Annotated in this window: 10 protein-coding genes; 7 read left to right on the plus strand and 3 right to left on the minus strand. The window is 70.1% G+C overall.

All coding sequences use genetic code 11. The annotated features are described in order from the left end of the window. The first annotated feature begins 366 nt into the window (after positions 1-366). The 3 genes from eno (at position 367) to ACWEOE_RS22465 (ending at position 3,206) form a co-directional block, all read left to right on the plus strand. Complete coding sequence (eno, locus tag ACWEOE_RS22455) at positions 367-1,644, plus strand: phosphopyruvate hydratase (protein WP_452012219.1); 1,278 nt, start codon at positions 367-369, stop codon at positions 1,642-1,644. A gap of 104 nt (positions 1,645-1,748) precedes the next feature. Further along, entirely contained in the window at positions 1,749-2,303 is a 555-nt protein-coding gene (locus tag ACWEOE_RS22460; RefSeq protein ID WP_452012220.1) for a PadR family transcriptional regulator, read from the plus strand. A gap of 6 nt (positions 2,304-2,309) precedes the next feature. Next, positions 2,310-3,206, plus strand: coding sequence for a LysR family transcriptional regulator (locus ACWEOE_RS22465; protein WP_452012222.1), 897 nt, complete (start codon positions 2,310-2,312; stop codon positions 3,204-3,206). Between the two features lie 31 nt (positions 3,207-3,237). Here ACWEOE_RS22465 and ACWEOE_RS22470 read toward each other — a convergent pair whose 3' ends face one another. Together ACWEOE_RS22470 and ACWEOE_RS22475 are read right to left on the minus strand one after the other, a co-directional pair. Then, positions 3,238-4,014 (minus strand): S1 family peptidase, encoded by a 777-nt coding sequence (locus ACWEOE_RS22470; protein ID WP_452012224.1) that lies wholly within the window; start codon positions 4,012-4,014, stop codon positions 3,238-3,240. Between the two features lie 159 nt (positions 4,015-4,173). Continuing rightward, positions 4,174-5,430 carry a hypothetical protein gene (locus ACWEOE_RS22475; protein ID WP_452012226.1) on the minus strand — a complete coding sequence of 419 codons (1,257 nt, stop codon included), beginning with the start codon at positions 5,428-5,430 and terminating at the stop codon, positions 4,174-4,176. A gap of 277 nt (positions 5,431-5,707) precedes the next feature. Here ACWEOE_RS22475 and ACWEOE_RS22480 point away from each other — a divergent pair, with 277 nt between their 5' ends. Genes ACWEOE_RS22480 through ACWEOE_RS22495 form a run of 4 tightly spaced genes read left to right on the plus strand, consistent with a single transcriptional unit; the run spans position 5,708 to position 11,422 of the window. Continuing rightward, a complete protein-coding gene (locus ACWEOE_RS22480) occupies positions 5,708-6,652 on the plus strand; it encodes an ABC transporter permease (protein WP_452012227.1) in 945 nt (314 codons plus the stop codon). Continuing rightward, positions 6,652-7,521, plus strand: coding sequence for an ABC transporter permease (locus ACWEOE_RS22485; RefSeq protein ID WP_452012228.1), 870 nt, complete (start codon positions 6,652-6,654; stop codon positions 7,519-7,521). The genes ACWEOE_RS22480 and ACWEOE_RS22485 overlap by 1 nt, the downstream gene beginning before the upstream one ends. Next, positions 7,521-9,593: an ABC transporter ATP-binding protein gene (locus tag ACWEOE_RS22490; protein WP_452012229.1), complete on the plus strand. Its 2,073-nt coding sequence runs from the start codon at positions 7,521-7,523 to the stop codon at positions 9,591-9,593. Before ACWEOE_RS22485 ends, ACWEOE_RS22490 begins: the two co-directional genes overlap by 1 nt. After that, positions 9,590-11,422: an ABC transporter substrate-binding protein gene (locus ACWEOE_RS22495; protein ID WP_452012230.1), complete on the plus strand. Its 1,833-nt coding sequence runs from the start codon at positions 9,590-9,592 to the stop codon at positions 11,420-11,422. The genes ACWEOE_RS22490 and ACWEOE_RS22495 overlap by 4 nt, the downstream gene beginning before the upstream one ends. 42 nt (positions 11,423-11,464) lie before the next feature. Here ACWEOE_RS22495 and ACWEOE_RS22500 read toward each other — a convergent pair whose 3' ends face one another. After that, positions 11,465-11,659 (minus strand): hypothetical protein, encoded by a 195-nt coding sequence (locus tag ACWEOE_RS22500; RefSeq protein ID WP_452012231.1) that lies wholly within the window; start codon positions 11,657-11,659, stop codon positions 11,465-11,467. Positions 11,660-11,842: the final 183 nt, after the last annotated feature.

Below are 11,842 nucleotides of genomic sequence, written 5' to 3' on the forward strand. Positions count from 1 at the left end.
TGGCGTAACCCGGTCGGAGGTGTGCGGCGGTGTGACGGTCGTCGTGCCCCGGTGTGGATCATGGCCACCAGCTGTGAAGATCGCGCAACCCGCCCGTGATGACTCCGTGACCTCAGGTCTGGACTTGCGGTGAACTGGTCACGCAGAGCAATGGCTCCGTGGTACTCCTCGACCGTGCCTGCTCGACGGCCTCTGGCGCGAGGTGTCCGGTATGGACTCTCCGTGAACTCCTCGGATTGTCGTGATCGATTCAGTCGATCTCTGCTAGCCTCCCCGTGATTCGCGGCTCACCGTGGTGCCGCCTGCTGCCGCAGTGCCCACGGTCTCCGTCGACGAGCGCTGCCGCCCGAACCTCCGAGGAGCGACATGACAAGCATCGTCCGGGTCAAGGGCCGCGAGGTGCTGGACAGCCGCGGGAACCCGACGGTCGAGGTCGACGTGGAGCTGGCCGACGGGTCGCGCGGGCGCGCGGCCGTGCCGTCGGGGGCCTCCACGGGCACGCGCGAGGCCGTGGAACTGCGCGACGGGGACAAGTCCCGCTACCACGGCAAGGGTGTGCGCAAGGCCGTCGACGCCGTGAACGGCGAGATCGCCGAGGCCGTGACGGGGCTTCAGGCCGAGGCACAGGCCGACGTCGACCGGGCGCTGATCGCGCTCGACGGCACCGCGAACAAGGCCCGCCTCGGCGCCAACGCGACGCTGGGGGTGTCGCTGGCCGTGGTGAAGGCCGCCGCGGCCGCCAACCGCCTGCCGCTCTACCGCTACGTCGGCGGCGTCTACGCGCACTTGCTGCCGATGCCGATGATGAACATCATCAACGGCGGCGCGCACGCCGACAACCCGATCGACTTCCAGGAGTTCATGATCGGCCCGGTCGGCGCCGAGACGTTCGCCGACGCCGTGCGCATGGGCTCGGAGGTCTTCCACACGCTGCGCAAGTCGCTGCACGAAGCCGGGCACAACACCAACGTCGGCGACGAAGGCGGCTTCGCGCCGCAGCTCGGTTCGGCCGACGAAGCGCTCGAGTTCGTGGTGCGGGCCATCGAGCAGACCGGTTACGAGCCGGGCGAGGACATCGCGCTGCTGCTCGACCCGGCGGCGTCGGAGTTCTACACCGGCGAGGTCTACGACTACACCGGCGAGGGCCGCAAGCGCAGCGTCGAGGAGCACGTGGCCTACCTCGAGGACCTCACCCGCCGCTTCCCGATCGTGTCCATCGAGGACGGTCTGGCGCAGGATGACTTCGCCGGCTGGAAGCAGCTCACCGACGCGATCGGCGACCGGGTGCAGCTCGTGGGCGACGATCTCTTCTGCACCAACGTCGAGATCCTGAAAGACGGCATCGAACGCGGCATCGCGAACTCGATTCTCATCAAGGTCAACCAGATCGGCACGCTCACCGAGACCCTCGCCGCCGTCGAGACCGCGCACAAAGCCGGCTACTCCGCGGTCATGTCGCACCGCTCGGGCGAAACCGAGGACACCACGATCGCCGACCTCGCCGTGGCCACCAACTGCGGCCAGATCAAGACCGGCTCGCTCTCGCGGTCGGACCGCACGGCGAAGTACAACCAGCTCCTGCGCATCGAGGAGGAGCTCGGCACCGAGGCCCGGTACGCGGGCCGCGCCACGCTGCGGGGCTGACCAAACCGGCTGACCAAACCGGCTGACCTGCGGTTCGGCGACCTCCCGGCCCGATCTTCCCCGGCTAGTATCACTGAGACTACTCACGAGCTACAGTGTCGGACGTGGAAGACGGTGCCGGGTTGTCGCTGAGCGAGTGGATCGTGCTCTGCCTGGTGGCGGAGTCGCCGACCCACGGATTCGCGCTCGTGCGGCTGACCTCGGACTCCGGCCAGGTCGGCCGCGTGTGGCGCCTGCAGAAACCCGTCGTCTACCGGGCCGTGGACCGCTTGCTGGCGCGCGGTTTTGTCGTGGGCGCCGGCACCGAGCCCGGTGACTCCGGCCCGCCGCGCGCGCTCGTGCAGGCCTCCCCCGAGGGCCACGCGGCCGTGGGGGAGTGGCTCGCGCGCCCGGCCCGCCACGTGCGGGACGTGCGCTCGGAACTGCTGGTGAAGCTCGCGCTGCTGGGACGCCGGGGGGCCGATCCGGCGGCGCTGCTCGGCGAGCAGCGGCGGGTGCTGGACCGGATCGTCGACGGGCTCGAGAAGCAGCAGGACTCCTCCCACGGCTTCGACACCGTGCTGCTCACCTTCCGGATCGAGAACGCGCGGGCTGCTGTCGCGTTCGTGGACGCGACGCTCGGCGGGCGGGCACCGCAGTTCGCCGTCACGGGCGAGTAGGCGCCCGTGCTGGATGTCAGGCGCCTGCGGATCCTCATGGCGGTGGTCGAAGGGGGTTCGTTCACCGCGGCGGCGAACCGGTTGCAGCTCACGCAGTCGGCGGTGTCGCAGCAGATGTCGGTGATCGAACGCGAGGTCGGGCTGTCGCTGCTCAAACGGCTGCCGCGCGGGGTCGAGCTGACCCCGGCGGGTGAGGTGCTGGCCGCGCACGCGAAAAGCCTGTTCGGGGAGCTCTCGGCCATCGAGCAGGAGGTCCGCTCGTTCGGCGTCGAGCCCGCCGAGCTGCGGATCGAGGCGTTCGCGACGGCCGGTGTCGAGCTGCTGCCACCGGTCGTGAAGGCGTTCCGCGAGCAGCACCCCGACGTGCGCCTGCGCTTGTCCGCGACCCACGGCGACGACGCGTTCAGCCGCCTGCGCGAGGGCGCGGCGCACGTGGTGCTCGTGTGGGGCTACGACTTCGCGCCGCAGCCCGTGGACCGCGGGTTGCGGCACCTGGCACTGCCCGACGACCCACTGCACGTGGTGCTGCCGCTCGACCACCCACTCGTCGACGCCGAAGAGGTGGCGCTGGCCGACCTGTCGGGGGAGCAGTGGGTGACGCGCACGCACCGCGCACCGTACGAGCAGGCGTACGAGACGATGTGCCGCATCGCCGGGTTCGAGCCACGGATCACGTTCCGGGCCGCGGATTACCAGTCGCTGCAAGGGCTGGTGGCGGCGGGCATGGGCGTGAGCCTGGTGCCGCGGCTGTCGCTCGCCGCGCACCGCAAGGACCTCGCCGACCGCCCGCTGGCCGGGCGTGGTTTCGCCCGGCGCGTCACGGCGGTCACGCTGCCGGAGGCGCAGCGGTCGAAGCCGGTCGCGGATTTCCTGGACGTACTGCGGTCTTCGGCCGAGGCCTGAGCTTCACGGTCCACTGTGGACCGCTGGCGCGTCAGCGGTCGCGGGCGTGCTCGGCGATCGCGGCGGCGAACGACGTCACCCGCGTGTAGACGCCGGGCTTGCCGGGTTTCCCGCAGCCGTCGCCGAACGAGACGATTCCCACGAGCGTGCCACCGATCACGAGCGGACCGCCGGAGTCGCCCTTGCACGCGTCGATGCCACCGTCGCGGTACCCCGCGCACACCATGCTCGCCGGGTCGTAGGAACTGTAGGCGGCCTTGCACGTGGAGTCGCTCACCATCGGCACCACGGCGGAGCGCAGGTAGTCGGAGCGGTCGCCGCCGTCGGCGACACGGCCCCAGCCGAGCACGGTGGCCTTCGTCCCCGCGGTGTACACGCCGTTGTCGCGCGCCACCGCGGCCGCGCGGCCCGGCAGACGGCCGCGCACGGTCAGCACCGCGATGTCGTCGCCCTGCTCGGCCTGCTCGAAACCGGGGTGCACCCAGGCCCTCGTGACGGCCAGCGTGGTCCCGTCGTCCGTGCGCTTGTCCTCGCGCCCGACGACGACACGGATGTTCTTTGTCGACACCGCTTCGGCGCAGTGGGCCGCCGTCGCGACCGCGGAGGCGCTCACGATCACGCCGCCGCAGAACTGCGTGCCGGCACCGTCCACGAGGTACACCGCGTACGGGTGCTCGGCCAGGGAGGCCTTTTCCCCGCCGACGATCGCGGGCGCGGCGGCCGCTTGCGGACCGGTGACCACAGTGGTCAGTCCCACGGTCAGCAGCGCCGCGGCAACGAGGAAACGCTTTCCCGGAAACCGCAGCATGAAATCCCCCTCGGCGCTCGCGGAAACGATCGCAGAAAGGATAGCCGGGGTACCGGGGAACCGGTGTCGCTGAACCGGGTGGAAACCTTTGCCGGCAACCGTGACCGGTCCGGCGGACGGATCCGCCGGACCGGTCACGGGTCACCGCTCGCCGGGACTTCAGCAGGGCGGGGCGACGGGGAGGTCGGACCCGGTCTTCACGTAGGCGTCGGAGATGAAGTTGTCCGGCCCGATGCGGTCCCAGATCGTGCTGGTGCCGAACGTCCCGGTCACCGACGAACCGTTCACGTAGCACTCGATGTTGACCTTGGCGTAGTTCGCGGCGAGCCCCTTCACCGCGGCCGTGGTGCTGCCGGAGGCGCGCACGTTCATCGGGTCGCCCGCGGTGCTCACGACGCCGGTCGCGGCGGCCGAACCGGTCCAGAGGTAGGTCACCTTCACGTTGCTGTTGTCGGCGAGCCCGAGGCCGGAGTTGAACACGCCGTCGGCGAGGTCGATGCCGGCCGGGTTGCCCACGGTGTAGCCGAGGTCGTCCTTCCCGCCGTTGTAGTGGTTGTGGTAGGCGGCGTACGCCTCGGGCTGGCCCTGCGGCAGGTCCTTGTACTCCGAGCGGACCGACGCCGGGTTCCAGTAGTCGTCCTTGGTGTTCCACGGGCCGACGTCCCACACCGGCGCGTACTCGCAGCGGCTGCCGTCGGTGCGGCACACCTTCACGGTGTAGTTGCCGGTGCCCTTGGGCGAGGTCGCCTTGCCCGAGGGCAGTGCGACGAAGTGGTCGTTGGCCGTGATCACGTGCCCGTTGGCGGTGGTGTGGCCGGTGAGGCCCTCGCGCGTGGCGTAGACGGTGTAGGTGAGCGGGGTCGTGGCCGCGAGCGCGCTGGCCTGCGGGGCGAGGGTCCCGTCGAGGTCGACTTCACGCACGGTCGGGCGCACGCCGTCGGTGGTGCTGGACAGTGAGACACGGGTCTGGACCACGCTCACCGCGCGGCCGAAAGCGGCGGCCTGCGTGCCCGCCGGCGTCCACTCCGTCCAGTCGTCGGCACCGGTGCGGCCGCGCACGTCGACCTGCACGCCGGTGCCCTTCGGCAGCTCCGCCGTGACGGTGGTGCTCACGCGGTTCACCGGCGCGGTGAGCTGCTGCGCCGCGGAGATCAGGTACCCCTCGCTGCCGGCGGTGAGCAGATCCGTTCTGTGCCAGGCGGAGTTCGCCAGGGTCAAGCTTGAATCCACTGCTTCTACGTTCACGTCGTCACCGTCCACGTGGGACAGATCGGCGCGCCAGGACCCGGCCGGCGCGGCGCTCGCGGGAGCGGCCGGCGCGACTGCGCTCGTGGTGACCGCACCCGCGGCCAGGACTGCCGCGACCACGCGGCGGGCGGTGGTTTTCCCGTTGCTCTTCCCCAGCACGACACCCATCTCCTTGACTCGTCCGTCGCGAACGGTGAGGAGTCTGTGCGCGTTCCGTACACGATCCGTACAACGGTGGCGCGGGGCCGTGTACCACGAAGTGCCCCGGATTGTCCGGTTTGCCGATCATCTACATCGGACTGCAAGCGGCCGGTAGCGCCGAAAGTAGGAAGATCACCAGGTGGGACAACGGCGAGTCAGTTTCCGTGGACGCCGTGGACAGGTGAGCCGTTTCCGGTGTAGGTCTATGCGCGGGCACTGGTGGATCGATCACGGGGACGGCTTGATGGCGGGGTACCTGGCGCGCCGCGCCCTGCAGTCGGTCGTGGTCGTCGTGCTGGTCGCGGTGCTCACGTTCGTGCTGCTCCAGTTGCTGCCCGGCGGGCCGGCCCGCGCGATCCTGGGCCCGAAGGCCACGCAGCTGCAGATCACCACGTTCCTGCACGACAACGGCTACGACCGCCCGCTGCCCGTGCAGTTCTTCGCCTGGGCCGGGCGCGTGCTGCACGGTGACCTCGGGTACTCCTACAAGCTCAACCAGCCGGTGACCGACGTGATCGCCGACCACCTGCCCAAGACGATCCTGCTCATGACACTGTCCACTTTGGTCGCCCTCGTGCTGGCGGTGCCGCTGGGCGTGTACCAGGCGCGCAAGCGCAACACCCTGGGCGACTACGTGGCCACGGGCCTGTCGTTCGCGTTCTACTCGATGCCGAGCTTCTTCCTCGGCGAGATCCTCGTGCTGCTGTTCGCGGTGCAGCTGCAGTGGTTCTCACCGCTGGGCCCGAGCGGCGACTCGCTGGGCGAGATCCTGTCGCAGGCGCCGGCGCTCGTCCTGCCCGTGCTCACGCTCGCGCTCATCACCATCGCGTCGTTCAGCCGCTACGCGCGCTCGTCGGTGATGGAGAACCTCAACCAGGACTACGTGCGCACCGCGCTGGCGGGCGGGGCGAGCGAGGGCAAGGTGCTCACGCGGCACGTGCTGCGCAACTCGCTCGTCCCGATCGTCACGCTGCTGGGGCTTTCGCTGCCGCAGCTGTTCGCGGGCGCGCTCATCACCGAGCAGGTGTTCAACTACCCGGGCATGGGCTTCACGTTCATCCAGGGTGCCCAGGTGCACGACTACCCGGTGCTGCTGGGGATCGGGCTCGTCGTCGCGCTCGCGACGGTGGCCGGGTCCCTGCTCGCGGACCTCGGGTACGCCGTGCTCGACCCGAGGGTGAAGTACTGATGACCGACCGAGCGGCGCTTCCGAGATCCGCGGCGCGGGCGACCCTGCGGGCCTTCCTGGAGAACCGGCTCGCGGTGGCGGGCCTCGTGCTGATCGTCGCGTTCGTGGTGTTCTGCTTCCTCGGCCCGCTCGTGTACCACACCGAGCAGATCGCGACGAACCTCGCGGGCGCCAACCAGCCGCCCGGCGCGGGTCACCCGCTGGGCACCGACGACGTGGGCTACGACGAGCTCGGCCGGCTCATGGTCGGGGGGCAGGCGTCGCTCGAGATCGGGGTGGCCGCGGCGGTGCTCGCGACCGTGTTCGGCACGTTGTGGGGCGCCATCGCGGGTTACGTCGGCGGGTTCGTCGACTCGGTGATGATGCGGATCGTCGACACGCTGCTGGCCATTCCCACGCTGTTCCTGGTGCTGATCCTCGCCGCGATCTTCACCCCCACGCTCGGGCTGCTGATCGTGGTGGTGTCGTTCGGTGCGTGGCTGAGCCCCGCGCGCCTCGTGCGCGGCGAGACGCTTTCGCTGCGCACCCGCGAGTACGTGCAGGCCGTGCGGATGATGGGCGGCGGCGGCAAACGCGTGGTGCTGCGCCACATCATGCCCAACGCCATCGGCACCATCGTGGTCAACGCGACCTTCCAGGTGGCCGACGCGATCCTGCTCGTGGCGGCGTTGAGCTACCTCGGCCTCGGCATCGCGCCGCCGCACGCCGACTGGGGGAACATGCTGGCAGGCGGCACCGAGTTCGTGCAGAGCGGCTACTGGTGGATGATTCTGCCGCCCGGCATCGCGATCATGCTCGTGGTCGTGGCGTTCAACCTGCTCGGCGACGCCCTGCGCGACGCGCTCGAAGTGCGGCTGCGGAGGCGTTGATGGAACCCGTGCTGCGCCTGGAAGACCTGCACACCACCATCGACGTGCGCGACGGTGTGGTCCGGCCGGTCGACGGTGTCACGCTGGAGGTGGGTCGCGGCGAACTGCTCGGCCTCGTCGGCGAGTCCGGCTCCGGCAAGACGATGACGGCCCTGTCGATCCTGCGGCTGCTCCCGCCCGGCGGGCGCATCGCTTCGGGGCGGATCCTGCTCGGCGACGACGACGTGGCCGCGATGGGGCCGGCCGAGCTGCGGGAGATTCGCGGCAACCGCATCGGCACGGTGTTCCAGGACCCGATGACCTCGCTCAACCCGACGCTGCCGATCGGGCGGCAGGTGAGCGAACCGCTGGAGCTGCACCCGGCCGGGGCCACGCTGTCGCGGCGCGAACTGCACAAGCGCGCCGTCGCGATGCTCGACCTGGTCGGGCTGCCGGACGCGGGCAAGCGCGCCGAGGACTACCCGCACCAGCTCTCGGGCGGCATGCGCCAGCGGGTGATGATCGCCCGCGCCCTGGTGTGCGAGCCGGAGCTGCTCATCGCCGACGAGCCGACCACGGCGCTCGACGTGACCGTGCAGCACCAGATCCTCGAGCTGATCGACGACCTGCGCCGGCGCCTGGGCATGGCCGTGATCCTCGTGACGCACGACCTCGGGGTGGTCGCGGGCCGCGCCGACCGCGTCGCCGTGATGTACGCGGGGAGGATCGCCGAGCTCACGGACACGCGCCGGCTGTTCGGCAACCCGCGCCACCCGTACACCGAGGCGTTGTTCGAGGCGCTGCCCGAGAACTCGGCGGAGTCGGGGGAGAAGCTCTACAGCATCCCGGGCCTGCCGCCGGACCTGCGCGAGCCGCCGGCCGGGTGCCGCTTCGCGCCGCGCTGCCGGTACGCGACCGACGACTGCGTCGAGAAGGAACCGCAGCTGCGCGAGGACGTGGCCGGGCACGAGTACGCGTGTTTCCACCCGGTGGGTTCGGCGGCTGTCGACGAGCCCTCGGCCGTGGTGCGGGTGCACGAGCGGGCCGGCGCGCCGGTCTCGGAACCGACCTCGGGTCTGCCGCTGCTCGAAGTCGAGAACCTGGTGAAGGACTTTCCGGTCACGAAAGGCGCGGTGCTGCGGCGGCGAACGGGCACGGTGTCCGCGGTCGCGGGCGTGAGTTTCTCGGTGGCGGCGGGCGAGACGTTCGGCCTGGTCGGGGAATCGGGCTGCGGCAAGACGACCGTGGGCCGGGCGATCGTCGGGCTGGACGAGCCGACGTCGGGCCACATCCGCATCGCCGGCACCGAGTTGACTTCCTTGCGCGGCCCCGAGTTGCGGCAGCGGCACCGGGACACGCACCTGGTGTTCCAGGACCCGTACGCCTCGCTGGACCCCCGCATGCGCGTCGGCGCGATCCTGGCCGAGCCGCTGGAGATCCACGGCGTGGGCACGCGGGCGCAGCGCGGCCGGCGCGTCCGCGAGCTGCTGGGCGAGGTGGGCCTGCCCGCCGACTCGGCGCAGCGGTACCCGCACGAGTTCTCCGGCGGGCAGCGTCAGCGCGTGGGGCTCGCGCGGGCGCTGGCACTGGAACCGAAGCTGATCGTGGCCGACGAACCGGTGTCGGCTCTCGACGTGTCCGTGCAGGCGCAGATCCTGAACCTGATGAACGACCTGCGCGAGCGCCACGGGCTCACGTACGTGTTCATCTCCCACGACCTGTCCGTGGTGCGCTACCTCGCGCAGCGCATCGGCGTGATGTACCTGGGCAAGCTCGTGGAGACCGGTCCGGCGGCCGCGGTGCACGACCACCCGCGCCACCCGTACACCCGCGGGCTGATCGACACCGTCCCGGTCGCGGATCCGTGGGCCGCGCGGCAAGGCGGCGGTGTCGCGGGGGAGCTGCCGTCGGCCATGTCGCCCCCGTCGGGCTGCCGGTTCCGCACCCGCTGCCCGTTCGCGCAGGACATCTGCGCCGCCGAGGAACCCGTGCTGCGGCCGTTCGGCGGCGGGCACGAGGCGGCCTGCCACTTCCCGCTCGACGCCGCTCGTGAGCACGACGCGACGAAGGTCTACCAAGGAGAGAACGGATGAGACTGCGCAAGGCACTCGTGGCCCCGGTGGTGCTGCTCGCCGCGGCCGCGCTCGCGACCGCGTGCAGCGGTGGGAGCTCGACTTCCGGCGGCGGGACCCCCACCGAGGGCGGTACGGCCGTGTTCGCCGAAGCGCCGGGCACCCAGCCGAACTGGATCTTTCCGTTCGTGGACTCGGCGCACAACAGCGGTTACGCCACGGGTGACCTGCAGCAGCTGATGTACCGCGAGCTGTACTGGTTCGGCGACGCCGACGGCAGCACCGGCGTCAACACGCGCAAGAGCCTCGCCGACCCGCCGGTGTTCAGCGACAACAACAGCAAAGTCGTGATCAACGTCAAGCCGTACAAGTGGTCCAACGGCGAGACGGTGAACGCGAAGGACGTGGTCTTCTGGATGAACATGATGTTCGCGGAGAAAGCCAACTGGTACGGCTACGTGCCGGGCCAGTTCCCGGACAACGTGAAGTCCGCGACCGCGACCGGGCCGCAGCAGGTGACGTTGCAGCTCACCGACTCGTACTCGCCGACGTGGTTCACCGGCCAGGAGCTGGCGCAGATCGCGCCGCTGCCGATGGCGTGGGACAAGACTTCCGATTCCGCGGCGGCCGGTAGCGGAGGCTGTGCGGACGACCGCACGAAGTGCGACGCGGTCTACAAGTACCTGTACGACAAGAGCAAAGACCTCTCGACGTACGCCACGGATCCGCTGTGGCAGGTCGTGGACGGGCCGTGGCACCTCACGTCGTTCGACGCCGAGGGCAACATCTCCTACGACCCCAACCCGTCCTACAGCGGGCCGGACAAGCCGCACCTGGCGCACTACAAGATGCAGCCGTTCACGAGCACCAGCGCGGAGTTCAACACGCTGCGCAGCGGCCGGACCATCTCCGTCGGCGGCGTTGCCGGGGCGGATCTCCCGCAGAAGAAGGCGAACGAGAAGGTGCCCGCGACGAACCCGTTGCAGGCCAACTACAACCTCGTGCCCGCCGCCGCGTGGGGGTGGAGCTCGACGATCCTGAACATGGACAACCCGAAGTTCGGTGCGGTGTTCAAGCAGCTCTACGTCCGCCAGGCCTTCCAGCAGACGCTGGACCAGGTCACGGACGTGAACGTCGCCTACCGCGGCTACGCCACCGTGACCACCGGCCCGGTGCCGATCAACCCGGACAACTCCTACGTGACCGCCGCCGAGCGCGGCGCGGGGCCGTACCCGTTCGACAAGGCGAAGGCGAAGAGCCTTCTCGCGTCCCACGGCTGGACCCTGCAGAACGGCGCCATGACGTGCACCTCGCCCGGCACCGCGCCCAACCAGTGCGGTGCCGGCGTGGCGGCGGGGACGCGGCTGGAGCTGACGTTGCAGTACTCCACCGGCAATCCCGCGTACGGGCGGATCATGCAGCAGTGGAAGTCCGACGCAGCCGAGGCGGGCATCGTGTTCGACCTCAAGGGCCAGGAGTTCAACGCGCTGCTCAACGACGTCAGCGGCTGCCACGGCTCCGGCCCGGCGTGCGAGTGGCAACTGGGCTACTTCGGCTACCAGCAGTACAACGCGGTGCCCACCGGCGACCAGCTGCTGCTGCCCGGCTCCACCGGCAACATCGGCAACTACAACGACCCGCAGCTGAACAAGCTCATCGACGCCACTCTCCACAGCGACGACAAGAACGCGTTCGCCGCCTACGAGGACTACGCCACGAAAACCCTGCCGGGGCAGATCAACATGCCCCTGCGCGGCGCGATGGAGGTCGTCGCGAAAGACCTCGGGGGCGTGTCGTTCCCCGCGGTGCAGACGGCGCGCGCCCCGGAGGAGTGGTACTTCACGAAGTAGGTCTTGTTTGCCGGGGGCCGCTCTTTTTCGGGGGCGGCCCCCTCAGTCATTTCTGCGCAGCCGCACCAGCTCGAACACGAAGATCCACACCAGCATCCCCACCATCAGGCTGCCGGCCAGCCACGTCCACCACGTCGCCTCCGCCCACCACAGGCTCGCCACCAGAAACCCCAGCCCGAGGACGATGCCCAGGCCCGCCATCTGGACCGTGCGGACTCCGGTCCTTCGGTCGTTCATGGCGGAGAAGACTACTGAGACCCAGGGTAGAGCGACGCCGCCGAACGAAGGACACGACCTCCGTCCGCTGGGCCATTCGTGTGCCACCCTTCGTGACCGCTGCCCGGAACTACCACCGAGGGTGTCTTTTCACCTCTTGCCGCGCGTTTGCGGAAATCCGTTGGGTGGTGCGGCGCGGTCCCG

Source organism: Amycolatopsis sp. NPDC004368 (assembly GCF_053602515.1).